Raw genomic sequence first — 24,942 nt, 5'->3', positions numbered from 1 at the left:
GAAGTACAATGGAGATTACCACTCTTCAGATTGTGCTGGTGTTCATCGTCGCATGTATCGCGGGTATGGAGTCGGTACTCGATGAATTTCAGTTCCACCGTCCGTTGGTGGCCTGTACGCTGATTGGTGCCGTTCTCGGGGATATGAAAACCGGTATTATCATCGGTGGTACCCTGGAAATGATCGCCCTGGGCTGGATGAACATCGGTGCTGCGGTTGCACCTGATGCCGCACTGGCCTCAATTATCTCTACCGTTCTGGTCATCGCGGGTCATCAAAGCATTGGTGCGGGTATCGCACTGGCTATTCCTCTGGCAGCAGCAGGCCAGGTTCTGACCATTATCGTTCGTACCATCACCGTAGCGTTCCAGCACGCGGCGGATAAGGCGGCCGAAAGCGGCAACCTGACGGCGCTATCCTGGATACACGTCTCCTCCCTGTTCCTTCAGGCAATGCGCGTTGCAATCCCTGCGGTAATCGTGGCTATCTCCGTCGGTACCAGTGAAGTTCAGGGCATGTTGAACGCCATTCCGGAAGTTGTTACCGGTGGTCTGAACATTGCAGGCGGTATGATCGTAGTGGTTGGTTATGCAATGGTCATCAACATGATGCGCGCAGGCTACCTGATGCCGTTCTTCTACCTCGGCTTCGTCACCGCGGCATTTACTAACTTCAACCTGGTTGCTCTGGGTGTGATTGGCGCAGTAATGGCCATCCTCTACATTCAGTTGAGCCCGAAATATAACCGCGTAGCCGGTGCACCTGCGCAAGCAGCTGGCAATAACGATCTCGATAACGAACTGGACTAACAGGTGAGCGAAATGGTTGATATGACTAAAACTACCACCGAGAAAAAACTCACCCAGAGTGATATTCGTGGCGTGTTCCTTCGTTCTAACCTGTTTCAGGGTTCATGGAACTTCGAACGTATGCAGGCGCTGGGTTTTTGTTTCTCCATGATACCGGCGATCCGCCGTTTGTACCCGGAAAACAACGACGCGCGAAAGCAAGCTATTAAGCGTCATCTGGAATTCTTTAACACCCATCCGTACGTAGCGGCCCCGGTACTGGGCGTAACGTTGGCGATGGAGGAGCAACGTGCAAACGGTGCAGAGATTGACGATGGTGCTATCAACGGTATCAAAGTTGGTCTGATGGGGCCGCTGGCAGGCGTGGGTGACCCGATCTTCTGGGGTACCGTACGTCCGGTCTTCGCCGCGCTCGGCGCAGGTATCGCGATGAGCGGCAGCCTGCTTGGACCATTGCTCTTCTTTGTTCTGTTTAACCTGGTACGTCTCGCGACCCTTTATTACGGAGTGGCGTACGGCTACCGTAAAGGTGTCGATATCGTTAAAGATATGGGCGGCGGCTTCCTGCAGAAACTGACTGAGGGGGCGTCAATTCTCGGCCTGTTTGTCATGGGGGCATTGGTTAACAAATGGACGCACGTCAACATCCCGCTGGTGGTTTCCACTATCACCGGTCAGGATGGCCAGACTCGCGTCACCACCGTGCAGACAATCCTTGACCAGCTGATGCCGGGCCTGGTTCCGTTGCTGCTGACGTTCGCCTGTATGTGGCTGCTGCGTAAGAAAGTGAACCCACTGTGGATCATCATTGGCTTCTTCGTCATCGGTATCGCGGGCTACGCTGTCGGCCTGCTCGGCCTGTAAGACTGTTGTACATCACCGGGGGCTTGCCCCCGGTTTTTCTATTTAGAGGGTTGAGGATTCATGACTATCACGGACCTGGTGCTGGTTCTTTTTATCTTGTCGCTGCTGGCGTATGCCATTTACGATCAGTTCATCATGCCCCGACGCAATGGCCCCACTCTGCTTACTGTCGTCCTGCTTCCTCGCAGCAGAGTCGACGGCGTTATCTTCCTTGGCTTGGTAGCTATTCTTATCTATAACAACATCACCAGCCACGGCGCGCAATTTACCACATGGTTATTATGCGCACTGATATTGATGGGGTTGTATCTGTTCTGGATCCGTACGCCAAAAATCATCTTTAAGCAAAAAGGCTTTTTCTTCGCCAATGTCTGGATTGAATATAATCGCATTAAAGAAATGAATTTATCTGAAGACGGTGTACTGGTGATGCAATTAGAACATCGAAGATTACTTATTCGCGTACGAAATATAGACGATCTCGAAAACATATATAAACTTTTAATTTCAAATCAATGAGTTATGAATATAGCCTGAACTATGTTTTTATATATCAATGCAAAAACAAACATAGCTAAGGCTATATTTCATCATCAGTAATGTTATTAATTTTAACGTTTTATCTATAAATAAATCTAAATGAAAATCGTTTTCAATTAGAGTCGAAATATTATTTCTGCATTTCTTGTTTTATATTCTAAAAATATGTTAAGGTTGCGCCCGTCGTTGGGGAGTAGCCGATTTCCAGATTCCGGAAATGTACGTGTCAACATACTCGTTGAAAAACGTGGCACGTACGGACTGAACTTACAGGTTCAGTCAGGCGAGACCATAGGCACATCAACTGCAATGCATATTTGAATGGCGCTGTATTTACAGTGATTCCAGCTTGTATGCATGGTTACTGGGGGCAGTGATGTGTTTTATGGATACCCCGGTCAGGACGCTGTTATGAATCTTACCGCTACCGTTCTTCTCGCTTTCGGCATGTCGATGGATGCTTTTGCTGCATCAATTGGCAAAGGTGCCTCCCTGCATAAACCCAAATTTTCTGAAGCGCTGCGTACTGGCCTTATTTTCGGCGCAGTTGAAACGCTCACGCCATTGATTGGCTGGGGCATGGGGATGCTCGCCAGCAAATTTGTGCTGGAGTGGAACCACTGGATCGCCTTCATTCTGCTGATGTTTTTAGGTGGGCGAATGATAATCGAAGGTTTTCGCGATAACAGTGATGAAGATGAAGAGCCGCAACGCCGTCACGGTTTCTGGCTGCTGGTCACCACCGCCATTGCCACCAGTCTCGACGCAATGGCCGTCGGGGTGGGTCTGGCTTTCCTGCAGGTCAACATTATTGCCACAGCGCTGGCCATCGGCTGTGCCACGTTGATTATGTCCACACTCGGCATGATGATCGGTCGTTTCATTGGCCCGATGCTGGGCAAACGAGCTGAAATTTTGGGCGGGGTGGTACTGATTGGTATCGGTGCCCAGATCCTCTGGGCACACTTTCACGGTTAACTCAGTCGCTGCCAGACATGAATACTAAAGTCTGTCTGGCAATCAAACTGTGTTTTCCCCGTTAAGGCTTCCCACACCTCCGGCTTTGCCCGCCAGGCGAACGGCGTCATCTGCAGCAATGCCACAGCCTCACTGCCTTTGAGCTGCATTTGATATCCCAGTGCAATACTCTGTTGCAGGGCAAAACCATCAAGCTGCTCAGTGTGTGGCGCATGCAGCCGCACCTCATCATAAATCAGTCCTTTCAGCTCCATTAAATGACGCGGGCCCGGCGTGGCGGTAATTACCCAGCCACCCGGTTTAACCACTCGAGCCAGCTCCTGTGCTTTGCAGGGGGCGTAGATCCTGATGATGGCATCCATTGATTCGTCGGCAAATGGCAGACGGTGGCTGGAGGCAACACAAAAGGTCACCTGAGGATAACGTCGCGCCGCAGCTTTAATTGCTGCTTTGGAGACATCAAGACCAAAGGTTGTACAGCCCGCCAGCGCATCGGCAAACGCATGGGTGTAATACCCTTCCCCACAGCCAATATCCAGGATCACTGCATCTTCGGAATTCGACTTCTCTTTAAGCACATTCACAATCGCATCGCGCAGCGGCTGATAGTGGCCAGCATCAAGAAATGCCCGGCGCGCCTGCATCATTTCAGCGCTATCGCCTGGATCCCGCGACCGCTTATGCTGAACCGGCAGTAAGTTAACATACCCTTCTTTCGCCACGTCAAACTGGTGCCGCCCGGGACAGACAAAACTGTTATTCGCTTGAGTAAGAGGCTGGTGGCAAAGAGGACAGGAAAACGACATGACAACTCCGGCAGGTGACTTAAGGGCGCAAGTGTAACGCGAATTGCGCCCAGGGAAAATAACTTACAGCGACGGTGAGTTTACGTTGCTGGCGTGCATCACCACCAAATGATCGGAGTTGGCCGGCATGCCATCCGGCTTTACATTTTCCAGACGCAGGACATCGCCCATTATCTGACTGAACACTGGCGCGGAAACGGCTCCCCCGTAGTAAGCGCCGTTTTGCGGGTTATTAATCACCACTACCAGCGCAAATTTTGGATCGCTCGCTGGCGCAACGCCTGCCGTATAAGCCACGTATTTGTCGACATATTTACCGTCATCACCAATTTTCTTTGCCGTTCCGGTCTTAACCGCTACGCGATAATCTCTAACCGCAGCTTTGGTTCCCCCGCCGCCGGGTAGCGCGACGCTCTCCATCATATGTTCAACCTGGTGAACCAACGCCTCCGGCATCACCCGCGTACCTATTACTGGCGGATCGATACGCGTAATAGAAAGGGGGCGGTAAATACCAAAACTGCCGATGGTGGCATAAACATGCGCCAACTGGAGCGGCGTCACCATTAGCCCGTAGCCAAATGCAAAGGTGGCCCGATCCAAATCGCTCCAGTAGCGACGTTGCGGCATTAAACCGCTACTTTCCCCGGTTAACCCCAGTCCGGTAGGATCGCCAAAGCCAAAGCGTTTATAGGTATCCAGTAGTTTCTGGATCGGCATAGCCAGCGAGAGGTGTGATACACCGGTATCGCTCGATTTCTGCAAAATCCCGGTCAGCGATAACTCAGGGTAAAACCCGACATCGCGGATGCGATGTCCATCCAGATTAAAAGGATGTGTATCAATGACGCTATCAGGCTGCACAATCCCTTGCTGCAGTGCAGTCATGATCACCAGCGGTTTAACAGTTGAACCGGGTTCAAAAGTGTCGCTAATTGCACGGTTGCGAAAATCATCCAGCACCGCACCATCACGGTTATTGGGATTGAAGTCGGGAAAGCTTGCCATGGAGAGTATTTCGCCGGTGGCAATATTGACCAACACCGCAGCTCCAGATTCCGCTTTATTCCATGTTACGGCATTGTCCAGCGCATCTTCAGTAACTGTCTGCAAACGTTCATCAATACTGAGCTGTAATTCGTGCGCCGGCACCGGCATCACTTCGGTGATATTTTCGATGACATGGCCAAATTTATCTTTCCGTACCAGGCGGGAGCCAGGTTTGCCCATCAACTGGCTGTTAAAGCTTTTCTCCAGGCCTTCAATCCCCTGACCATCAATATTGGTAAAACCAATCAAATTGGCCGCAACATGCCCGGCGGGATAGAATCGACGCGACTCTTCGCGCAAATTGATACCCGGGAGATTAAGATCATCGATCCACTGCGCCTGCTGAGGAGAGATCTGGCGCGCAAGATAGATAAAGCGGCCAGTTGGATTGCTGTTAACACGTTCAGCCAGCGTGGCGAGCGAAATATGCAGGGTCTTAGCTAATGCCTGCCAGCGTTCGTTATAGCCAACACCACCTTTGCTGACAATCGTCTTCGGATCGGCCCAGACAGCGTTAACCGGAACGCTTACCGCCAGCGGCCGCCCTTCTCTGTCGGTGATCATTCCGCGTGGAGAGGCAATCGACACTTCACGTAACGAACGCATGTCTTCCTGTTTTACCAGATTCGTCGGCGTGACTATTTGCAGCCACGCAACCCGACCGAGCAGCAATCCAAGACTCAATAATATTGCCACGCAAAGCAGGGCAAAACGTACGGGAGTAAAATTGCGCGCATCGCCGTCGTTTTTCTTTTTCACCCAATCTCCAGCAAGATAGTTTTTCAGGTGTCTGATTTAACGAGAAATGACGTAAGAATGCGGGGAAAACTATGCTACGAACATCACGCCTTTGCAACAAAGCGCTAATGGAAGGGCATTCAGTAATATTTTGACGTAATCTGAATTAAAAAGCCCCGCAGAAGCGAGGCTTTATATCTGAGATGGAGGCGCAAAAGCGCTTCAAATCAGTGGTGTCGATCAGATAGCTGTTACGTTAACAGCAGCCGGACCTTTCTGGCCGTCCTGAATTTCGAACTCAACGTTCTGGCCTTCAGCCAGAGTTTTGAAGCCGTTACCCTGGATAGCGGAGAAGTGTACAAACACGTCTTTGCTGCCATCAGCCGGAGTAATGAAACCAAAACCTTTAGACTCGTTGAACCACTTAACTTGACCTTTAATCTTTGCCATTTGCAAAATTCCTTAGAGTATTTTCTTCGCCCGCGGGCGTAACATAGATAAAACTGAGACATTACTGCTTGAGGCACTAATATAAGGTTCGGCAGAGAAGCGGTATTCAACGTCAACGTGTTTACTCAGGACTTCTTTACTGAAAATGCCACACATAAACAGAACTGTACCTCGTTTAACCCAAAACGTGTTATCACATACAACGTTAATAATGGCAAGCCATTTTTAAACGTGTCTCGATCGGTCGCACAAATCCTGTCTTTCATCAAACAGCAACTGCACAGTTATGCGCCATGCCGAGTAGAGATATATTCTCGTGCCTCTCCCCTTACCCCGCATGGTTGGCACCATTGCAGAGACATTTCTACCATAGCTCAATAGCTTCGGTTGTTCCAGGTTATCTGTAACGGGTTCTGCCCTATATCATTTTTTATGCTTAGTAATGCATAAAATATCACAAGCGTAGAAATGGGATCCGTCTTCTTGTTTTGCACCAAAATAATGAAAGAAAGATGACAAGGCACAAAAAAAGTAAGAGAAACGTTTCGCTGCTAATAAAACGATCATTATCACAAAAATGACATAATCATATTTTTAACGTATGGGATATTATATTTAGATCAGGCCAGGGATAAGATATTAATTAGGCGGAGTCTCTGAAAATACTGGGAGTCCATGTCAGTCCACCGCTAATTACACGTCGGGGACAGAAGAAAAAAATCTGACACGCTTAAGACAGGATGAAGTAACTGGAAGCAACATCCGCAGTACCTCACCCTGTCATACTTATTTACCGCTCGGCTACCAGGCGGATGATGTCATCGTCTTCTTGCCTGGCAGTCAATGCAGCAGGCTCTGCTACTTTCTCGGGTTCGTTAGCTTCGCAAAGTCGACGGAGTAAAGCGTTCTGTCTTTTTTGCTGATCTAACAATGCTTCAAGCAGCTCAATCTGCTCGTTGGTACGCGAACTTGCCCGATTGATGAAAAACCATAGAACAAGCCCGACAATCAAAACCACCACTGATACCGCTAAAGACGCAAAACTCAACGCGCCTGAATTCAAAACTTCGTTCATTTCACCACCTCAATGTAGACGGCATAGTTTACCACTGCCGCACAAGAAGGTAATCAACTGTTGCGAAAATGCGCTTACCAGGGAATAAACTTATTAATGGCACAAATACCGCTGAAAAATTGTACGTCCTGATCGCACATGATGTTGAGCACCTGCGCCCACATCAGTATGCATACCAGTACAACAACAATCAGCACTACCCAGCGAATCTTTTTCACTCCAGCTCCACTCTTCAATCCTACATCTTATGTCTATAAATTATCATGCGTTACCTAAACCCAGCGTTAACTGTATCGGCATTCAATCTTTTTAGGAATGATTGACTTGTTTCATACCGTGTACAGGCTAATCTAATAACAACGAAAAAAGATAAGAGGTTGTAATGCGTCTGATTATCCGCGCTATTGTGTTGTTAGCTCTGGTTTGGATCGGTTTATTACTGAGCGGCTACGGTATCTTGATTGGAAGTAAGGAGAATGCTGCGGGTCTGGGCCTGCAATGCCAATATCTGACCGCTCGCGGCACCAGCACCGCACAGTACGTCCACACTGATAGCGGTATCATTGGCCTGTCGGATTGTCCTCTGTTAAGGAAAAGCACGGTTATTATCGACAACGGCTAATATAGCAACAATTCGTTCACAACGTTATTTTTGCCAACTCACGTTATAATTTTTCATAAAAAACCCCTGGTACAAAATACCAGGGGTTTTGTCATTAGCGATGACGTCAGTTCAGAACGGATAGTCGTTATAGCCCATTTGTTCTGAAATCTTGCGCGCCGCCGTATGCAGCATTGCCACATACTCGTGTAAACGTTCCTCAGAGAAACGCAGCGTTGGGAATGAAATACTCAGGCCCGCAATAACCACGCCGAAACGGTCAAACACTGGTACGCCGATGCAACGCAGGCCTTCTTCCTGTTCTTCGTTATCTTCGCCATAACCTTGCTCACGTACTTTATCCAGCAGTACCAGTAATTCATCGGTATTCGTAATGGTACGATCGGTGCTGCGTTTGTACTCAATACCATCCAGAATCTGCTTCACTTCATCGCGGTCACGCCATGCCAGCAGAACTTTACCAATAGCTGTACTGTATAGCGGATTACGACGACCAACGCGAGAATACATGCGCAGATTGTACATGGAATCGATTTTATGAATGTAGACGATGCTGTCTTCATCCAGCGCACCGAGGTGAACTGTCTCTTTGGTCAGGCGTGAAAGTTCGCGCATCTGAATGTCAGCGCTACGGATAAGATCAACGTTTTGCAACGCGCGTGCGCCTAGCTCGAATAATTTCAGGGTCAGAGAGTATTTCTCAGACTCTCCTTCTTGTGCCACATAACCCAGCGTTTTCATGGTCTGCAAAAAGCGATAAACGGTGCTTTTCGACATCATGACGCGTTGCGACAACTCGGTAATACCAATCTCGCGCTCTTCACCCAGCGCCTGCAGAATGCCAAAAACTTTCAGCACGGAAGATACAGAATCGGGTTGCTTATCCAGATCTGCGATAGCCATTTACCACCTCATTGCGAGTGTTTTATAAAAATCAGAACCGGTTTTTATTATAATTTCACGTCCCCCCACTCGCAATCGCTCTTTGCTTACTTAGTTACAAATCTGCGACCTAACGCCTGAATATCAATGCTAAAATCATTATCCTCTTCATAAATACCGACAATATTGATTTTCTATGGAAAAAATTCAGGCCGATGGTCTGCCATTGCCCCAGCGATATGGCGCAATTTTAACCATTGTAATTGGGATTTCTATGGCAGTACTCGACGGCGCAATAGCAAACGTAGCCCTGCCAACTATCGCCGCCGATCTTCAGGCCTCACCAGCAAGCTCAATATGGATCGTGAACGCCTATCAAATTGCTATCGTCGTTTCGCTTCTGTCACTCTCTTTTTTAGGCGATATGTTTGGTTACCGACGCATTTATAAGTGTGGTCTGGTCGTGTTCTTGCTGGCATCGCTATTCTGTGCCTTGTCTGATTCGTTACACATGCTGACGCTGGCGCGCATCGCCCAGGGTTTTGGCGGCGCGGCGCTAATGAGCGTGAATACGGCATTGATCCGACTCATTTACCCACAGCATCAGCTTGGGCGTGGGATGGGTATTAACTCCTTTATTGTTGCGGTCTCCTCGGCAGCGGGTCCAACTATTGCCGCGGCAATTCTCTCTATCGCCTCGTGGAAATGGCTGTTTCTGATTAACGTCCCGTTGGGAATAATCGCACTGCTGCTGGCTATGCGCTTTTTACCCCCCAATGCGTCCCGCAGCAATAAACCACGCTTTGACCTGCCGAGTGCAGTGATGAATGCCTTAACGTTTGGTTTGCTGATCACCGCCCTCAGCGGTTTTGCACAAGGACAGTCGCTAAAACTGATTGGTGCTGAGATTGTGGCACTGATCGTTGTAGGTTTTTTCTTTATCCGCCGTCAGCTCGCCTTGCCAGTACCCTTATTGCCGGTTGATCTGCTACGCATTCCGCTGTTTTCACTCTCGATTTGTACCTCAATCTGTTCTTTCAGCGCGCAAATGCTGGCATTAGTTTCCTTGCCCTTTTTTATGCAAACGGTACTCGGGCGCAGCGAAGTCGAAACGGGTCTGCTGTTGACGCCATGGCCACTGGCAACCATGGTGATGGCTCCTCTCGCGGGATATCTGATTGAACGCGTTCACGCCGGACTATTGGGTGCGCTGGGCATGGCAGTGATGGCGAGCGGTTTGTTTTCGCTGGTACTGCTACCCACTTCGCCCTCTGATTTTAATATCATCTGGCCAATGATTTTGTGCGGCGCGGGCTTTGGCTTGTTTCAGTCACCGAACAACCACACTATCATCACCTCCGCGCCGCGTGAGCGCAGCGGTGGGGCAAGCGGTATGCTGGGGACGGCGCGCTTACTAGGTCAAAGTACAGGGGCCGCGCTGGTCGCACTAATGCTCAACCAATTCGGTGACAGCGGAACGCACGTCTCGCTGATAACAGCTGGCATTCTGGCCTCGCTGGCAGCCATCGTGAGCGGCCTGCGTATTACGCAACCGCGAATTCAAGCATAAAAAAAGCGCGTCTGTCGACGCGCTCTTCAGTTAGTCTGCTGCAGATTATTTCAGATATTCTCCGCTGCGCAGCGCTTCAATACGTTTATCCAACGGCGGGTGAGTCATAAACAGCTCACTCAACGACTTGGATTTGCCGTTGATGCAAAACGCCATCATGCTGGTCGCTTCCTGCGGCTCATAGCTGGTTTTCAGACGCTGCAGCGCGGCGATCATTTTCTCACGCCCTACCAATTTTGCAGAACCGGCATCCGCATGGAATTCACGATGACGTGAGAACCACATGGTAATGATGCTCGCCAGAATACCAAACACCAGTTCCAGCACCGTCGCCACCGCAAAGTAGATCAACGGGTTACCGTTGCTACCCTCACCCTCATCACGGTTTCCACCCATAAAGCCAGCGGCAATTTGCGCCAGAATACGTGAGATAAAGATAACGAAGGTGTTTACAACCCCCTGAATGAGCGTCATGGTCACCATATCACCATTGGCAATGTGGCTGATCTCATGCGCGATAACGGCTTCGGCTTCATCAGGGCTCATGTTTTGCAACAGGCCAGTACTCACAGCCACCAGCGAAGCATCCCGGCGCGCACCGGTAGCAAATGCGTTAATATCTGGCGCATGGTAGATTGCAACCTGCGGCATAGCGATCCCGGCCTGACGGGCCTGATTCGCTACCGTATTCATCAACCAGCGTTCTCTTTCATTGCGGGGCTGTTCGATCACTTCCCCACCGACGGATTTTAACGCCATCCATTTGGACATCAGCAGAGAAATGAAGGAACCACCAAAACCAAACAGCAGTGCCATGATCAACAAGCCTTGAACGCTGCTTGACTGAATCCCTGTCAGGCTCAATACCAGCCCGAAAACGACCATCACAGCCAGGTTCGTCAGCAGGAAGAGCGCGATTCGCATCATAATTTTCTTTTAACCTCAATTTAACAAAACGCACTATGCGATTACCCATATCGTATGGGTCTTACGGCTATTTTCAAGCATCCATCGGTGCTAAGTCACCAGAAAAACACAACTTTACATTTTATCGTATCAGACTGACGTCTTCATGCGTTTGTTAAAAAAAACAGGCACAATTTCTTGTGCCTGTTTGAGGTTATTGACGGGTTGCGGGCTGTTCCGCTGGCTTCTCTTTCTCAAGATGCGCCAGATCAAGCGCGATTTTTACCGTTTCATCCAGGTACGGATCCGGCTCCTGGTAATCCTTCGGCAGATCGTCCAGTTTCTTCAAAGGCGGTTTGCCTTCACGCTTAAACCGATCGTTGATACGCGCCAGACGCATTGCGTCATCTTCGTTATTCTCTTTTTCACGCTGAGCGTAATTCAGAGAAGCGATGTTGCGCTTATCCTTCATCGCATTGAAACGCGCAATATCCTTCATGATGTACTGGAACTCAGGATCGTTGGCGATACGCGCATTGTGCTCTTTCAACAATTCAGGTCCAAACGGCGTCAGATTCTCTGATTTGGTGTAGGTCGCAGCATCAATGCTATCCCACGGCAACGCGTTATCTTCGAACTTCTCACCGGTTTCTGTTTCTTCATTACCTGTCGGCATGATGATATCCGGCGTAACGCCCTTACGCTGCGTACTGCCACCGTTGACACGGTAGAATTTCTGGATCGTATACTGAACAGAGCCCAGCGCTGGCCATTCCGGACGCAGCATCTGATCGTAAATACGGTTCAGCGAGCGATATTGCTGAACGGTACCTTTCCCGAAGGTCGGTTCACCGACAATGAGCGCACGACCATAATCCTGCATTGCCGCAGCAAAAATTTCTGATGCCGAAGCACTGAAACGATCGACTAACACCACCAGCGGGCCTTTGTAATACACGACGCCGTCGGTATCGCTGTCCTCACGCACTTTACCGTTATTGTCACGAACCTGAACAACCGGACCGGATGGAATGAACAGACCGGAAAGCGAAACTGCTTCAGTCAGCGCGCCGCCACCATTGGTGCGCAGATCGATAATGACGCTGCTGACGTTCTGTTTTTCCAGCTTCTGCAGCTGAACTTTGACGTCATCCGTCAGGCCAACATAAAAGCCGGGAATATCCAGTACGCCGACCTTTTCTTTGCCAACGGTTTTCACGGACATTTTCACAGCGCGGTCTTCGAGACGAATACGTTCACGCGTTAACGTTACGATGCGCGTTTTGGTACCCTTACCAGCAGGCAGGATTTCAAGGCGTACTTTGCTGCCTTTCGGTCCTTTGATCAGCGCCACCACGTCATCCAGACGCCAGCCAATCACGTCGACCATGCCTTTACCGGTCTGACCCACGCCGACAATACGGTCACCAACGCTTATCGCTTTGCTCTTGGCTGCAGGGCCACCCGCCACCATGGAATTGATGACGGTGTAGTCATCATCCATTTGTAGAACTGCGCCAATACCTTCCAGAGACAAGCTCATTTCAGTATTGAACTGTTCAGTATTGCGTGGAGAGAGATAGTTAGTATGCGGGTCGATTTCACGGGCAAAAGCCGTCATCGCCAGAGAAAACACATCTTCGCTATTGGTCTGCGCCAGACGGCGAATCGCAGACTTGTAGCGGCGAGTCAGCGTTTCACGAATTTCCGCATCGGTTTTACCGGTCAGCTTCAGGCTGAGTTCGTCAAATTTAACCTTGCTGTCCCAAAGCGCGTTAAGCTCTGCTTCGCTCTTTGGCCACGGAGCTTTGCTCCGGTCGAGGTTAAACGTGTCGGTACCGGTAAAATCCATTGGCCGTGCCAGCACGCTTAATGCGTACTGATAACGTTCGAATCGGCGTTTTTGCGCCAGATTATAGAGGTCGTAAAAGACATCCAGCTTGCCGCTACGCAATTCATCGCCAAGAACCGTTTTCTTCTTTGCAAACTGTTCGATATCGCTCGCCAACAGCACGTTGTGGCTGTAGTCGAGCAGATTCAAATAGCGGTCAAAAATTTTCGCCGAAAACGCCTGATCCAGATCGAACTGACGATAGTGTGAACGCGTAAAACGCGATGTCACACGCTCGCTTACCGTCGCATGCTGGGTTTCTTCCTTTAAGACGGGGATTTGATCGGCACGCGTGATGTCTTCCACAGCAAGTGCCTGGCCTGCTAATGCAAGCAGACCAGCTAACGCAGTAAGCCTAAAAAAAGTGTTCATGCCAGGCCTGGCCTCCGTTTCAGAACACCAGGTGTTCTGCGCGTACAATCAAAGACATACCCGAATTCAGCTGTACACGGACGCCATCTTTGGTGATTTCTAATACGGTGGCATCCATCGCATTATTTCCTGCTTTCACCTTCAGAGACTGCCCTACCGTCAGCACTGAAATATCAGATACCGGGGTATGCTGTTCTTCACGAGGAGCACGCGGTGCTTTTGCTGCTGGTTTTTCAGCGCGAGGTTTACGCTCAGCACCTTCTTTACGACGCGGAGCAGGACGCGGCTTGCGCTCGCGACGCGGTGCGTCTTCTTTTTCCCCGGCAGCAGCGGCCGCTTCGCGTTTTTTCGCCTGTTGTTCAGCGCGTTGCGCCTGAACGCGGGCTTTAGCTTCTTCCAGCTGTTTGCGAGCATGTTCCACGTGCTGTTCATCCAGCTCACCACAAGGGTTGCCGTCGAGATCCACACGCGTTGCGCCCAATTTAACGCCATACAGATAGCGCCAGCTTGAAGTATAGAGACGTAAGGCTGAACGGAGCTGTGTCTTGCTGAGGTTCATTTCGCCCTCAACACGCTCTACCAGATCCTGAAAAATGCCAATTTTCAGTGGGCGCGCTTCGCCTTCCGCACTAAAGCACTGCGGGAAGCGTTCGGCCAGAAACGCGATGACTTCTTTACTGCTATTCAACTTAGGTTGATTTTCCATGAAATTTCCTGATTACAACGGACGTAGCCAACAAGCGCAGGCATGAACAGGCGACATTATAATGACGTCATCAGTAATTGCTACGTTATCCGTTGATTATCCTGCGACGCGCGCAAAGAATTTTTTGTAATCCGTCGTTGCAAGCACGGTTTCAAGCTGTGCCACCAGCGTCCGCAGCCCCTGTTCATCTTCCTCAGTAAAGCGGCCAAACGCCGTGCTATCAATATCCAGCACGCCAATGATCTGATTGTCGACAGTGATTGGCAGGACGATTTCAGCGTTGCTGGCGGCATCGCAGGCGATGTGCCCGTCAAAAGCATGTACGTCCTCAATACGCTGAACCTGGTTCTGCGCCACGGCGGTACCACATACTCCGCGCCCCACCGGAATCCGCACACAGGCGATTTTCCCCTGGAAAGGCCCCAGCACCAGCGTATCGTTTTCGAGCAGATAAAAACCGGCCCAATTTACTTCTGCAAGACGCTCGAACAACAACGCGCTGGTATTTGCCAGCGTTGCCAGAAAACTAGTCTCACCTGCCATTAATGCCTGAAAATCACGGTTCAGATCCGTGTATAGCTCTATTTTGTTCATTATGTAATCACTTAGTTGTCTTACCTAAAACTGCAGCCTACTAAAATAAACATTAAATGCGTTAATGCTCAAGATCATTCCCGTCATGAGTTAAGATAACATTACTTCAACAATTTGATTCGCGATACATGGCCTTAACGACACCACGCATCACGCCGACTAAAAAAATAGCCATCAGGTCCATTGGTGATGCACTTCCTCGTGCGAATTACCATCGCTGCCCTGAATGTGACCTGATCTTTAGTTTGCCTAAAATGCGTTCACACCAAAGTGCATTTTGCCCACGCTGTCAGGCAAGAATTCGTGACGGACGCGACTGGTCACTAACGCGGCTGGCGGCAATGGCTTTCGCCATGCTGCTGCTGATGCCCTTTGCCTGGGGAGAGCCGCTCCTGCACATCTATCTGTTAGGTGTACGCATTGACGCCAATGTGCTGCAGGGCATCTGGCAAATGACCCGTCAGGGCGATCCACTCACCGCATCCTTCGTGCTATTTTGCGTGGCTGGTGCGCCGCTAATTCTCGTGACCTCAATTGCTTATCTGTGGTTTGGCAATATTCTCGGGATGAACCTGCGCCCGGTACTGTTGATGCTGGAAAGGCTTAAAGAGTGGGTGATGCTCGATATCTATCTTGTGGGTATTGGCGTCGCATCAATCAAAGTTCAGGACTATGCTTTTTTGCAACCCGGTGTGGGGCTGTTTGCTTTTATCGCGCTGGTGATCCTCAGTATTTTGACGTTGTCGCACCTCAACGTAGAGCAGCTTTGGGACCGATTTTATCCGCAAAGACCGGCCCGTCGCCCTGATGAAAAGCTCCGCGTCTGCCTCGGTTGTCACTTTACAGGTTATCCGGACGCGCGAGGTCGCTGCCCTCGTTGCCATATCCCGTTGCGTTGGCGCAGGAACCAAAGTATCCAAAAGTGTTGGGCGGCTCTTCTGGCCTCGATTGTCCTGCTTTTGCCTGCTAATCTGCTGCCCATCTCGGTAATATATGTCAACGGTGGTCGGCAGGAAGACACCATCCTGTCAGGCATAATGTCTTTGGCAAACAGTAACGTCGGCGTGGCGGCGATCGTTTTTATCGCCAGTATTCTGGTGCCATTCACCAAAGTGATTGTGATGTTTACGTTGCTCATCAGCATTCATTTTAACTGCGAGCAAGGATTGCGTACCCGCATCAAACTGCTGCGCATGGTGACCTGGATTGGTCGCTGGTCGATGCTGGACCTCTTTGTTATCGCGTTAACCATGTCGCTGATTAATCGCGATCAGATTCTTGCTTTTACTATGGGACCGGCTGCGTTTTATTTCGGCGCGGCGGTAATATTGACTATTCTTGCTGTGGAATGGCTGGACAGCCGATTACTTTGGGATGCACATGAGTCAGGAAACGCCCGCTTCGCAGACTGAAGCGCAGATTAAAACAAAACGTCGTATCTCTCCGTTCTGGCTGCTGCCGTTGATCGCATTGATGATTGCAGGTTGGCTGATCTGGGGGAGCTATGAAGATCGCGGCAATACCGTGACCATTGACTTCATGTCTGCGGACGGCATTGTGCCAGGACGCACGCCCGTTCGTTATCAGGGCGTTGAAGTGGGCACAGTACAAGATATCAACCTCAGCAAAGATCTGCGTAAAATTGAAGTCCGCGTCAGCATCAAATCGAGCATGAAAGATGCACTGCGCAAAGATACTCAGTTCTGGCTTGTTACACCGAAAGCGTCGCTGGCTGGGGTTTCGGGTCTGGATGCGTTGGTTGGTGGTAACTATATCGGCATGATGCCCGGAACCGGCGAGGAAGAAGATCATTTCGTCGCCCTCGATACGCAGCCCAAATATCGTCTTGATAATGGCGATTTGATGCTGCATCTGCGGGCGCCTGACCTCGGTTCGCTTAATAGCGGTTCACTGGTTTATTTCCGTAAGATTCCGGTCGGTCGGGTGTATGACTACGCCATTAACCCCAATCATCAGGGGGTAACCATCGACGTGTTGATTGAACGTCGCTTTACCAACCTGGTGAAAAAAGGCAGCCGCTTCTGGAACGTATCCGGCGTGAATGCGGATGTCAGCCTCAGTGGCGCAAAGGTAAAACTGGAAAGTCTGGCCGCGCTGGTCAATGGTGCGATTGCTTTTGATTCGCCGGAAGACTCAAAACCCGCGGCTGCCGACGACACGTTTGGTTTATATCAGGATCTCGCGCACAGCCAGCGCGGGGTAATTGTCAAACTTGATTTACCCAGCGGAGACGGACTCAAGGCAGGCTCAACGTCACTGATGTATCAAGGATTAGAGGTCGGTCAGCTTACCAAACTGGATTTAAATCCGGGCGGGAAAGTCACCGGCGAAATGACGGTCGACCCCAGCGTCGTAACGCTGCTGCGCGACAACACGCGGATCGAATTACACAGTCCTAAATTATCGTTAAACGATGCCAATCTCAGCTCACTGCTGACGGGTAAAACGTTTGAACTGGTCCCCGGCGAAGGCGAGCCGCGTAGCCAGTTTACTGTTATTCCCGCAGAGAAGTCGTTGTTACACGATCCAGGCGTCATGACATTTACGCTGACCGCACCGGAGAGTTACGGTATTGAAGCCGGCCAGCCGCTGATCCTCCACGGCGTACAGGTCGGTCAGGTTATTGAGCGTACGCTTTCCAGCAAAGGCGTCTCATTTATCGTTGCCATCGAACCGCAGCATCGCTCGCTGGTGCAAGGCGACAGTAAATTCGTGGTCAACAGCCGGGTGGATGTCAAAGTCGGGCTGGATGGCGTGGAATTCCTTGGTGCCAGCGCCAGTGAGTGGCTCAGTGGCGGCATTCGCATTTTGCCAGGCACCAAAGGCGAAATGCAAAAAAGCTACCCGCTGTATGCCAACCTGGAAAAAGCAATTGAAAACAGCCTGAGCGATCTGCCAACCACCACGGTCAGCCTGAGCGCCGAAACGCTGCCGGATGTGCAGGCCGGTTCGGTGGTGCTCTACCGCAAATTTGAGGTCGGTGAAGTGATTAGCGTTCGTCCGCGCGCCGATGCGTTTGATATCGATCTGCATATCAAACCGGAATATCGCAATTTGTTGACCAGCAACAGCGTGTTCTGGGCCGAAGGCGGTGCAAAGGTTCAGCTCAACGGCAGCGGTTTAACCGTACAAGCATCTCCCCTGTCGCGCGCACTCAAAGGGGCTATCAGCTTTGATAACTTAAGTGGCGCCAGCGCCAGTCAACGCAAAGGCGACAAGCGTATTTTGTATGCTTCCGAAACCGCCGCGCGTGCGGTGGGCGGTCAGATAACCCTGCACGCGTTCGATGCCGGTAAACTCGCGGCCGGCATGCCGATTCGCTATCTTGGGATCGATATTGGTCAGATCCAGACGCTTGAGCTCATCACCGCCCGTAACGAAGTTCAGGCAAAAGCGGTTCTGTATCCGGAATATGTACAGACCTTTGCCCGAAGCGGTACGCGCTTCTCCGTGATCACGCCGCAAATTTCGGCGGCGGGCGTGGAGCATCTGGATACCATCCTGCAGCCGTATATCAACGTTGAACCAGGACGCGGCAACCCGCGCCGTGATTTTGAGCTACAGGAAGCCACGATTACCGACTCTCGTTACCTCGATGGTCTGAGTATTGTGGTGGAAGCGCCGGAAGCCGGTTCGCTGAATATCGGTACGCCAGTGCTGTTCAGAGGCATTGAAGTGGGGACCGTCACCGGGCTGACGCTGGGTTCTCTTTCTGACCGTGTGATGGTTGCCATGCGCATTAGCCAGCGCTATCAGCACCTGGTGCGCAACAATTCCGTGTTCTGGCTGGCATCCGGATACAATCTCGACTTCGGTTTGACCGGCGGCGTCGTGAAAACCGGTACGTTCAACCAGTTCATTCGCGGTGGTATCGCCTTCGCCACGCCACCGGGTACGCCACTCGCCCCGAAAGCGCAGTCGGGTAAACACTTCCTGCTGCTCGAAAGCGAACCGAAAGAGTGGCGTGACTGGGGAACCGCCCTGCCACGTTAATCTCTCCTCTGCTCCGGCGTAAATACTCGCGCCGGAGCACTTCTACCCGTCATACTTCAAGTTGCATATGCGTTAGGTACTCTCGTTTACCCCAGTCACTTACCAGATTCCTGCAACTCGAATTATTTAGGGTATATGCTACACTGCGCACCTGTTTTTTTGCCGGTGGTACCAAGTGGCTTATTTTCCCGACGCCTTTCTGACCCAAATGCGTGAAGCAATGCCTTCCACGCTGTCATTCGATGATTTTCTCGCTGCCTGCCAGCGCCCGCTGCGCCGTAGTATCCGCGTCAACACGCTGAAAATTTCCGTTGCCGATTTCCTCACGCTGACCGCGCCTTACAACTGGTCGCTCACTCCGGTTCCTTGGTGTGCTGAAGGTTTCTGGATTGAACGCGATGATGAAGAGTCACTGCCGCTCGGTAGCACCGCAGAGCATTTAAGCGGTCTGTTTTATATTCAGGAAGCCAGCTCAATGCTGCCGGTCGCCGCGCTGTTTGCCGAAGGCAACACCCCGGAACGAGTTATGGATGTTGCGGCAGCGCCAGGTTCTAAAACCACGCAAATTGCCGCAAAAATGAATAATCAGGGCGCGATTCTGGCGAATGAGTTTTCCGCCAGTCGCGTCAAAGTCCTGCATGCCAATATCAGCCGTTGTGGGATAGCCAATGTCGCGCTCACCCATTTTGACGGCCGCGTATTTGGCGCAGCGTTGCCTGAATCCTTTGATGCCATTTTGCTGGACGCCCCATGTTCCGGCGAAGGCGTGATGCGTAAAGACCCCGATGCGCTGAAAAACTGGTCGCCAGAAAGTAATCTGGAAATTGCCGCGACTCAGCGCGAACTGCTCGACAGCGCCTTTCACGCTCTGCGGCCCGGCGGCACGCTGGTTTATTCCACCTGTACGCTTAACCGTGACGAAAATGAAAACGTCATGCAGTGGTTGATTGAGACTTACCCGGATGCAGTCGAATTTTTGCCACTGGGCGATTTATTCCCGGAAGCCGAACGCGCCCTGACGCCGGAAGGATTTCTGCACGTGTTCCCGCAAATCTACGATTGCGAAGGTTTCTTCGTTGCACGTTTGCGCAAAACAGCCGCCATCCCTCCATTACCGACGCCAAAGTACAAAGTGGGTAACTTCCCTTTCAGCCCACTTAAAGGACGTGAATCCGCGCTTGTTACTCAGGCCGCTAACGCCTGTGGATTGCAGTGGGGAGGCACTTTGCGTCTGTGGCAGCGTGATAAAGAGATTTGGCTGTTTCCAACAGAAATTGAACCACTGATCGGCAAAGTTCGTTTTTCCCGACTCGGCGTCAAACTGGCTGAAACACACAATAAAGGTTACCGCTGGCAGCATGAAGCCGTCATCGCGCTCGCCAACCCAAATCATAGCCATGCGTTTGAACTGACCCTTACCGAAGCTGAAGAGTGGTACCGCGGCCGGGATGTCTACCCACAAACCGCACCAACGAGTGACGACGTACTGGTTACATTCCAGCACCAACCAATCGGTCTGGCAAAACGTATTGGTTCGCGATTAAAGAATAGCTATCCACGCGATCTTGTCCGGGATGGCAAACTCTTTACAAGGTAACGCACGTTTTTACTGGCGCTTTTGCTAACGTTGACTACGCTGAAAAATGGACGGCTTAACTGGTCGTACCACAACCAACAAATCAACGGAGAGCACGATGATGAAAACCAGTGTGCGCATTGGCGCTTTTGAAATCGACGACGCCGAGTTACATGGCGAGTCGCCAGGAGACCGAACGTTAACCATTCCGTGTAAATCTGATCCGGATTTATGTATGCAACTGGACGCCTGGGATGCCGACACCAGCGTCCCGGCTCTTCTGAACGGAGAACATTCGGTACTATTTCGCGAGCACTACGATCGTAAGTCAGATGCCTGGATCATGCGCCTTGCCTGATTCAAAAAGAACCCGTCGCCAGACGGGTTATTTCTTGCTTAATTTCCCTCATCTATCAACATCCTCTACACTACAGGTATGGCTTTACCATATGAGGATGGAATGTTCACGCTGGTTCTTTTTGTGTGCTACCTGGAGGGCGGTTGTGAAGATATCGTGGTGGATGTCTACAAAACTGAGCAGCAGTGCCTGATATCGATGGACGATCAGCGTATTCGTAACGGCGGATGTTTACCTGCGGATGACTATATTGACAGCTTCTGGCATCCGGCCCAGGAATACAGCGATTTTTGATTATTGCAGTTGCACCAGCGTTAATTCGCCGCCAAACACCGCACCGGTATCAATATAGTGCAGATTATCGCGATCCAGCCGTTGGCGCAGCGGCGTATGACCAAACCAAAAGTGATCCGCCCCGCGAATGCCGTTGCCTTTACTCATCAGCCTTGAGCGATCCCACAGCACCCGCCGTAAGTCGACCTCTTTTTGCCACTGATAATCTTCATCAGGGTAATCAGCGTGGGCAATAACATGTATGCCGTTCTGGCAACGCAGCTCCAGAATCCAGGGTAAATCCCGACACTCTTCAAGCGAGGATCTCGCCGCTGGCTGCTCCGCCTGTGCAAACCATGAACCACCATTCATAAACCAGTGGAAGGGCTCCCCCGTCGCCAGCGCGTCCAGCGCCATCTGTTCATGATTACCCCTGACCGCCACAATCCAGCTCTCACGTAGGAGTTTCAGGCAACGCAAACTATCAGGCCCACGGTCGATAACATCCCCCACCGAAACCAGCAGATCCTGCCACGGATCAAAACGGTGCTGGTGCAAGTGTGCCATCAACAATGAGAAACAGCCGTGGATATCTCCGACTACCCAGACGTGACGCCAGTGCGAACCTTCAATTCGTTGATAGATATTATCTGGTCGTCCCATGCCGCCTCCTGAGTTCAATGGTACCTGGTTATAATTTTAGCAATGGCGGCAAAAAAGCCTGGACGATCATGGGCTGGAGTATGGTATGGTTTACGAAGAATGTAACATGCGACACGCAGTGTTCAGCCCAGGATGGCAACGCATTCGCCACATAAAAAGAGACCGAATACGATTCCTGTTTACAATTCAAAACGTAATAACTTATAAAATTCAATAAGTTAAAACCAAAAACCCACCAAAAAACACCTCCTAATACTTACTATTGCACCCATTCAAGATCAATAAGTTGCCATTGGTTTCGTGGTGTCGACGGGAAAAATTCGGGAGCGAAACATCGGTATAGAAAATTATACGGCACACCGTGACGAGTACCATCGGGAATGTAAAAAATCAGGGATCCGAACTAATATAGCCAATGTGATTACATCGCCAGGCAATCATCAAACTCCGCGTTCCTGGCATTATCAATTATTTAGATTATGCCCCTAACTCGAACAATTATAGGATTTTACTTACTCATCCGTCCTGTTGTGAACAAGATGTTAAATTGATTTAAATCAAAATTACAATAACTTCTATATGGCATAAATTACACCTCCATCTTTTGCGGTGGAATGCGAATTTTTTGACTCATATTTGGGCTCTATGTGTAGCCCATTTTTTTAGTGTTATTTGCGGAAAATACTGCCCGTATGTTCCTTAAATAACGATAAAAAAGTTGAGTATCATGCAAGCATTGGGGCAACTTATCGCAGCCCCATTTTTTTTCAATAGTGATTTGCGGAAGATATCCTGCATGGCTTCCTTAAATCATTATTAAAACTCCATTCACAGATACTCTTCAGGCGACCCTCAGGTCGTTTTTTTTACATCCTGTCATCATTGTACAAATCCACCTTCAGGGGCATATCCGCCGCCCACTCGCCGCCCCCGGGCGGGCGGGTGAGCAGGTGCGTGAAAGTGGTAAACCCGGTGATGTCATTGCTGCGCCGGGTGATGGTCTCTGCCGGGAGTGAAGTCTCTCCCGCCGTTACTGCATAGCGGATACGGTTGTTCGGCGTGAGCGAGTCCCGGTACACCAGGCTGATGCCCACCCCCAGAATATTCCTGCCTGCGGTCTGCGGCACGGCAAAGGTCAGACTGGCGGGCGTCTTCACCGGCTTCAGGGACAGCACGCCCGTGTCGGTACCATAATCGGGATTGTTCAGCGCCGTCAGGACATCATTGCCCTCACTGTTCGCATGCCCCTCCCCGTGGTATGCGCTGACCTCATATGACTCCACCGTCAGGCTCCCGAGGCGTTCGTCAGGGATACTGCCGTCCGCGTTATAGTCCAGGTCCGCCATGTAGACATCCCCCACCATAAAACCCGCCGTTTTCCCGGATACGGGTCTGATGCCGTTGTTACCCACCGAGAGATACAGCGCTTGGTCTCCTGCCGGCATGTTCCAGGTGTTCTGCTGTACCAGCCTGCCGTTCGACCAGATGCTGAACCAGAGGCTGCCGGCTTTCCTCCCGAACACAAGCTCATAGTACACGCTGCTTTTATCCGGCGTGTTTTTGATATCACTCACGAAGCCCAGCAGGCTGCTGCCTGCTGTCAGTGACAGCATCGTGGTGGATGTGGCTCCTTCCATCCCCGGCTGCGTCAGGCGAAACCCGACCTGCAGGGCTTTCTCCGTCAGCTCTGTGGTGGTCCGGTTCAGCATCAGCTTCAGTACCGGCATGGCTACGGATGACGAAACGCCGATACCGCTGAAGGTGTTCCCGAGGACCGCCATCGTGTCCACTCCGGCGCTGTAATTACTGCCTGTCACACTGTCCACCATATCCAGACCGCAGCGCTTCAGTGCATCCACATGTCCGGCTGTGACCATAAACGGCGTTATCCGGTCAAAACCCTGTACCTTTGTAATCCGCATCTCATACCTCACTGGAAACCAGCATCACACCGCTGACGCGGCTCACCGCCACGGACCCGCCGTGACACAGAACAAGCATCTGTACCTGCCTGACCGGCAGCGCCACCCCGCCCGGTCTGACCGTGGTCAGATACGCCTGGCGCAGGGAAATAAACGTCTCAGGGGGCAGCTTTCTGCCCCCCATAAGCATAAAAAGCATCGTCACCTCACTCTCATACCGTTAATGCCGTGGTCCCGGTCAGGGTTTCCCCGTCCCACAGTAGCGTAATCACCGTGCGGGTGGCGCCGGGAGACGGTATCTCGCCCAGAGACCAGGCCAGCCCTTCCGGCCAGGTGATTTCCCCGCCCCGTCCCTGCAGCACCAGTACGATGACCACCGCCCGGCCTTCAGGCAGGCCCTCCAGCGTCACCGTGTTATCGCGGGTGCCATCCAGCCTGAAAACCTGCTGCGACAGCACATTCAGCGCCCCGTCACTCTCCGCCACCGCCACGTCAATCACATCCTGGCGGACCCATGCCCCGTTGCGGCGCACATAACACACCCCGTCCTCCGGCGCTTCATGCACATCCACACCGGCCGCAGCGGTTTCGGCAGCCACCTGAGCCGATTCCGCACGCCGGGCTGACTGTTCTGATTCTGCTGCCGAATCCGCACACTGCGTTTCACTGTCTGCTGCGTTTTTCTCTGAACGCACGGCGGCCTCCCGGCTTTTCGCTGCGCTGTCAGCACTGCCGGCAGCAGATTTTTCTGCCACTTCTGACCGTTCTGCTGCCCGCTGTGCCGCTGCCGCATTCAGGCCGGACTGTCCTTCGCTCTCTGCGGCATTTTTCTCAGACAGTGCAGCCGCGTCCCGGCTTCCGGCTGCACCGTCAGCACTGACGGCTGCGGACTTTTCCGCCGTTTCTGCCCGGGTGGCGCTGTCCCTGGCCTGTGACGCCAGTTCCCGGAACTGTTTCATCGCCTCGCTGGTCAGGTCCTCCGACTGAATATCCCGCAGAAAATCATTCAGCGACGCGTCCGGTGAATCCGGGCTGACCTCAATATGCCCCACGGACTGCGGGGGCCAGCCGGCTATCTCCAGCGTCACGGCGTACCGGCCCGGCTGGGCCTCAATGCGGTACTTCCCCGCATCGGTTCCCACGCTCGCCGTGGTGGTGACAATCACCGCACTGGTGGTGTTCAGCGCCTTCAGCCGTATCACACAGTCTTCAACGGGCATCCCTGCACCGTCCCGGAGTGTTCCTGAGATAATGGTCATATGGTCTCCGTAAAAAAACCGCCC

Annotated in this window: 26 protein-coding genes and 1 riboswitch; of the genes, 11 read left to right on the top strand and 15 right to left on the bottom strand. The window is 51.4% G+C overall.

From position 1 onward, the window contains the following. The first annotated feature begins 8 nt into the window (after positions 1-8). The 4 genes from manY (at position 9) to mntP (ending at position 3,191) form a co-directional block, all read left to right on the top strand. Positions 9-809 carry a PTS mannose transporter subunit IIC gene (gene manY / locus NMD08_RS11205; protein WP_151219460.1) on the top strand — a complete coding sequence of 267 codons (801 nt, stop codon included), beginning with the start codon at positions 9-11 and terminating at the stop codon, positions 807-809. 12 nt (positions 810-821) lie between these two features. Further along, a complete protein-coding gene (locus NMD08_RS11200) occupies positions 822-1,673 on the top strand; it encodes a PTS mannose transporter subunit IID (protein WP_151219461.1) in 852 nt (283 codons plus the stop codon). Positions 1,674-1,733: 60 nt separating this feature from the next. Next, entirely contained in the window at positions 1,734-2,192 is a 459-nt protein-coding gene (locus NMD08_RS11195) for a DUF986 family protein (protein WP_187252292.1), read from the top strand. A gap of 197 nt (positions 2,193-2,389) precedes the next feature. Beyond that, a riboswitch (yybP-ykoY riboswitch) is annotated at positions 2,390-2,494 on the top strand. Between the two features lie 130 nt (positions 2,495-2,624). Further along, positions 2,625-3,191, top strand: coding sequence for a manganese efflux pump MntP (gene mntP, locus NMD08_RS11190; protein ID WP_151219462.1), 567 nt, complete (start codon positions 2,625-2,627; stop codon positions 3,189-3,191). On the opposite strand, the gene rlmA is transcribed toward mntP, so the two are convergent. From rlmA to mgrB, 6 genes are all read right to left on the bottom strand, one after another. Further along, positions 3,188-3,997, bottom strand: coding sequence for a 23S rRNA (guanine(745)-N(1))-methyltransferase (gene rlmA / locus NMD08_RS11185; protein ID WP_151219463.1), 810 nt, complete (start codon positions 3,995-3,997; stop codon positions 3,188-3,190). The two genes, mntP and rlmA, sit on opposite strands and share 4 nt — an antisense overlap. Before the next feature lie 63 nt (positions 3,998-4,060). Further along, on the bottom strand, positions 4,061-5,806 hold the full coding sequence (ftsI, locus tag NMD08_RS11180) for a peptidoglycan glycosyltransferase FtsI (protein WP_187252289.1): 1,746 nt from the start codon (positions 5,804-5,806) through the stop codon (positions 4,061-4,063). Between the two features lie 219 nt (positions 5,807-6,025). Next, positions 6,026-6,235 carry a transcription antiterminator/RNA stability regulator CspE gene (cspE, locus tag NMD08_RS11175; protein ID WP_001062678.1) on the bottom strand — a complete coding sequence of 70 codons (210 nt, stop codon included), beginning with the start codon at positions 6,233-6,235 and terminating at the stop codon, positions 6,026-6,028. A gap of 12 nt (positions 6,236-6,247) precedes the next feature. Then, positions 6,248-6,391, bottom strand: coding sequence for a DUF2627 domain-containing protein (locus NMD08_RS11170; protein ID WP_151219465.1), 144 nt, complete (start codon positions 6,389-6,391; stop codon positions 6,248-6,250). A gap of 634 nt (positions 6,392-7,025) precedes the next feature. After that, positions 7,026-7,310, bottom strand: coding sequence for a YebO family protein (locus tag NMD08_RS11165; RefSeq protein WP_151219466.1), 285 nt, complete (start codon positions 7,308-7,310; stop codon positions 7,026-7,028). 74 nt (positions 7,311-7,384) lie between these two features. Continuing rightward, positions 7,385-7,528 carry a PhoP/PhoQ regulator MgrB gene (mgrB, locus tag NMD08_RS11160; protein WP_151219467.1) on the bottom strand — a complete coding sequence of 48 codons (144 nt, stop codon included), beginning with the start codon at positions 7,526-7,528 and terminating at the stop codon, positions 7,385-7,387. A 164-nt stretch (positions 7,529-7,692) separates the two neighbouring features. Here mgrB and NMD08_RS11155 point away from each other — a divergent pair, with 164 nt between their 5' ends. Next, a complete protein-coding gene (locus tag NMD08_RS11155; protein ID WP_003841988.1) occupies positions 7,693-7,932 on the top strand; it encodes a YobH family protein in 240 nt (79 codons plus the stop codon). Positions 7,933-8,043: 111 nt separating this feature from the next. Here the strand turns inward: NMD08_RS11155 and kdgR are convergent, their stop codons facing one another. Continuing rightward, entirely contained in the window at positions 8,044-8,835 is a 792-nt protein-coding gene (gene kdgR / locus NMD08_RS11150; RefSeq protein ID WP_003833778.1) for a DNA-binding transcriptional regulator KdgR, read from the bottom strand. 175 nt (positions 8,836-9,010) lie between these two features. Here kdgR and NMD08_RS11145 point away from each other — a divergent pair, with 175 nt between their 5' ends. After that, complete coding sequence (locus tag NMD08_RS11145; protein WP_187252288.1) at positions 9,011-10,384, top strand: MFS transporter; 1,374 nt, start codon at positions 9,011-9,013, stop codon at positions 10,382-10,384. 45 nt (positions 10,385-10,429) lie between these two features. Here the strand turns inward: NMD08_RS11145 and htpX are convergent, their stop codons facing one another. The 4 genes from htpX to NMD08_RS11125 all read right to left on the bottom strand — a co-directional run bounded on the left by htpX (position 10,430) and on the right by NMD08_RS11125 (position 14,853). Beyond that, a complete protein-coding gene (gene htpX, locus NMD08_RS11140) occupies positions 10,430-11,311 on the bottom strand; it encodes a protease HtpX (RefSeq protein ID WP_003034964.1) in 882 nt (293 codons plus the stop codon). A gap of 193 nt (positions 11,312-11,504) precedes the next feature. Then, on the bottom strand, positions 11,505-13,553 hold the full coding sequence (prc, locus tag NMD08_RS11135; RefSeq protein WP_151219469.1) for a carboxy terminal-processing peptidase: 2,049 nt from the start codon (positions 13,551-13,553) through the stop codon (positions 11,505-11,507). 19 nt (positions 13,554-13,572) lie between these two features. Continuing rightward, a complete protein-coding gene (gene proQ, locus NMD08_RS11130) occupies positions 13,573-14,259 on the bottom strand; it encodes an RNA chaperone ProQ (RefSeq protein WP_003833781.1) in 687 nt (228 codons plus the stop codon). 96 nt (positions 14,260-14,355) lie between these two features. Next, on the bottom strand, positions 14,356-14,853 hold the full coding sequence (locus NMD08_RS11125) for a GAF domain-containing protein (RefSeq protein ID WP_151225567.1): 498 nt from the start codon (positions 14,851-14,853) through the stop codon (positions 14,356-14,358). 128 nt (positions 14,854-14,981) lie between these two features. On the opposite strand from NMD08_RS11125, the gene yebS reads away from it, so the two are divergent. The 5 genes from yebS to NMD08_RS11100 all read left to right on the top strand — a co-directional run bounded on the left by yebS (position 14,982) and on the right by NMD08_RS11100 (position 21,095). Then, positions 14,982-16,265 (top strand): membrane integrity lipid transport subunit YebS, encoded by a 1,284-nt coding sequence (yebS, locus tag NMD08_RS11120; protein WP_151219471.1) that lies wholly within the window; start codon positions 14,982-14,984, stop codon positions 16,263-16,265. Beyond that, on the top strand, positions 16,234-18,867 hold the full coding sequence (locus NMD08_RS11115) for a PqiB family protein (protein WP_187258835.1): 2,634 nt from the start codon (positions 16,234-16,236) through the stop codon (positions 18,865-18,867). The genes yebS and NMD08_RS11115 overlap by 32 nt, the downstream gene beginning before the upstream one ends. A 175-nt stretch (positions 18,868-19,042) precedes the next feature. Continuing rightward, positions 19,043-20,464 (top strand): 16S rRNA (cytosine(1407)-C(5))-methyltransferase RsmF, encoded by a 1,422-nt coding sequence (rsmF, locus tag NMD08_RS11110; RefSeq protein ID WP_151225570.1) that lies wholly within the window; start codon positions 19,043-19,045, stop codon positions 20,462-20,464. Between the two features lie 100 nt (positions 20,465-20,564). Then, positions 20,565-20,801 (top strand): YebV family protein, encoded by a 237-nt coding sequence (locus NMD08_RS11105; RefSeq protein WP_029139506.1) that lies wholly within the window; start codon positions 20,565-20,567, stop codon positions 20,799-20,801. 102 nt (positions 20,802-20,903) lie between these two features. After that, positions 20,904-21,095, top strand: coding sequence for a YebW family protein (locus tag NMD08_RS11100; RefSeq protein ID WP_151219473.1), 192 nt, complete (start codon positions 20,904-20,906; stop codon positions 21,093-21,095). Here the strand turns inward: NMD08_RS11100 and pphA are convergent, their stop codons facing one another. The 4 genes from pphA to NMD08_RS11080 form a co-directional block, all read right to left on the bottom strand. Further along, on the bottom strand, positions 21,096-21,737 hold the full coding sequence (gene pphA, locus NMD08_RS11095) for a protein-serine/threonine phosphatase (protein ID WP_151219474.1): 642 nt from the start codon (positions 21,735-21,737) through the stop codon (positions 21,096-21,098). Between the two features lie 866 nt (positions 21,738-22,603). Beyond that, positions 22,604-23,659, bottom strand: a complete 1,056-nt coding sequence (locus NMD08_RS11090; RefSeq protein ID WP_370611653.1) for a hypothetical protein — start codon at positions 23,657-23,659, stop codon at positions 22,604-22,606. Between the two features lies 1 nt (position 23,660). Next, positions 23,661-23,858, bottom strand: a complete 198-nt coding sequence (locus NMD08_RS11085; protein WP_370611654.1) for a hypothetical protein — start codon at positions 23,856-23,858, stop codon at positions 23,661-23,663. 13 nt (positions 23,859-23,871) lie between these two features. Beyond that, positions 23,872-24,918 (bottom strand): prophage tail fiber N-terminal domain-containing protein, encoded by a 1,047-nt coding sequence (locus tag NMD08_RS11080; RefSeq protein ID WP_370611655.1) that lies wholly within the window; start codon positions 24,916-24,918, stop codon positions 23,872-23,874. Positions 24,919-24,942: the final 24 nt, after the last annotated feature.

The organism is Citrobacter meridianamericanus, assembly GCF_041320245.1.
GTDB classification, from domain to species: Bacteria; Pseudomonadota; Gammaproteobacteria; order Enterobacterales; family Enterobacteriaceae; genus Citrobacter; species Citrobacter meridianamericanus.
The sequence above is the reverse complement of the archived record's forward strand: the minus strand, read 5'-3'. Positions and strand labels throughout refer to the sequence as shown.

What these genes read in the sequence shown, in the direction of transcription:
- manY (WP_151219460.1), top strand. Translation starts at nt 9, where the DNA reads ATGGAGATTACCACTCTTCAGATTGTGCTGGTGTTCATCGTCGCATGT.
- NMD08_RS11200 (WP_151219461.1), top strand. Translation starts at nt 822, where the DNA reads ATGGTTGATATGACTAAAACTACCACCGAGAAAAAACTCACCCAGAGT.
- NMD08_RS11195 (WP_187252292.1), top strand. Translation starts at nt 1,734, where the DNA reads ATGACTATCACGGACCTGGTGCTGGTTCTTTTTATCTTGTCGCTGCTG.
- mntP (WP_151219462.1), top strand. Translation starts at nt 2,625, where the DNA reads ATGAATCTTACCGCTACCGTTCTTCTCGCTTTCGGCATGTCGATGGAT.
- rlmA (WP_151219463.1), bottom strand. Translation starts at nt 3,997, where the DNA reads ATGTCGTTTTCCTGTCCTCTTTGCCACCAGCCTCTTACTCAAGCGAAT.
- cspE (WP_001062678.1), bottom strand. Translation starts at nt 6,235, where the DNA reads ATGGCAAAGATTAAAGGTCAAGTTAAGTGGTTCAACGAGTCTAAAGGT.
- NMD08_RS11170 (WP_151219465.1), bottom strand. Translation starts at nt 6,391, where the DNA reads ATGTGTGGCATTTTCAGTAAAGAAGTCCTGAGTAAACACGTTGACGTT.
- NMD08_RS11165 (WP_151219466.1), bottom strand. Translation starts at nt 7,310, where the DNA reads ATGAACGAAGTTTTGAATTCAGGCGCGTTGAGTTTTGCGTCTTTAGCG.
- NMD08_RS11155 (WP_003841988.1), top strand. Translation starts at nt 7,693, where the DNA reads ATGCGTCTGATTATCCGCGCTATTGTGTTGTTAGCTCTGGTTTGGATC.
- kdgR (WP_003833778.1), bottom strand. Translation starts at nt 8,835, where the DNA reads ATGGCTATCGCAGATCTGGATAAGCAACCCGATTCTGTATCTTCCGTG.
- NMD08_RS11145 (WP_187252288.1), top strand. Translation starts at nt 9,011, where the DNA reads ATGGAAAAAATTCAGGCCGATGGTCTGCCATTGCCCCAGCGATATGGC.
- htpX (WP_003034964.1), bottom strand. Translation starts at nt 11,311, where the DNA reads ATGATGCGAATCGCGCTCTTCCTGCTGACGAACCTGGCTGTGATGGTC.
- prc (WP_151219469.1), bottom strand. Translation starts at nt 13,553, where the DNA reads ATGAACACTTTTTTTAGGCTTACTGCGTTAGCTGGTCTGCTTGCATTA.
- proQ (WP_003833781.1), bottom strand. Translation starts at nt 14,259, where the DNA reads ATGGAAAATCAACCTAAGTTGAATAGCAGTAAAGAAGTCATCGCGTTT.
- NMD08_RS11125 (WP_151225567.1), bottom strand. Translation starts at nt 14,853, where the DNA reads ATGAACAAAATAGAGCTATACACGGATCTGAACCGTGATTTTCAGGCA.
- yebS (WP_151219471.1), top strand. Translation starts at nt 14,982, where the DNA reads ATGGCCTTAACGACACCACGCATCACGCCGACTAAAAAAATAGCCATC.
- NMD08_RS11115 (WP_187258835.1), top strand. Translation starts at nt 16,234, where the DNA reads ATGAGTCAGGAAACGCCCGCTTCGCAGACTGAAGCGCAGATTAAAACA.
- NMD08_RS11105 (WP_029139506.1), top strand. Translation starts at nt 20,565, where the DNA reads ATGAAAACCAGTGTGCGCATTGGCGCTTTTGAAATCGACGACGCCGAG.
- NMD08_RS11100 (WP_151219473.1), top strand. Translation starts at nt 20,904, where the DNA reads ATGTTCACGCTGGTTCTTTTTGTGTGCTACCTGGAGGGCGGTTGTGAA.
- pphA (WP_151219474.1), bottom strand. Translation starts at nt 21,737, where the DNA reads ATGGGACGACCAGATAATATCTATCAACGAATTGAAGGTTCGCACTGG.
- NMD08_RS11090 (WP_370611653.1), bottom strand. Translation starts at nt 23,659, where the DNA reads ATGCGGATTACAAAGGTACAGGGTTTTGACCGGATAACGCCGTTTATG.
- NMD08_RS11085 (WP_370611654.1), bottom strand. Translation starts at nt 23,858, where the DNA reads ATGCTTTTTATGCTTATGGGGGGCAGAAAGCTGCCCCCTGAGACGTTT.
- NMD08_RS11080 (WP_370611655.1), bottom strand. Translation starts at nt 24,918, where the DNA reads ATGACCATTATCTCAGGAACACTCCGGGACGGTGCAGGGATGCCCGTT.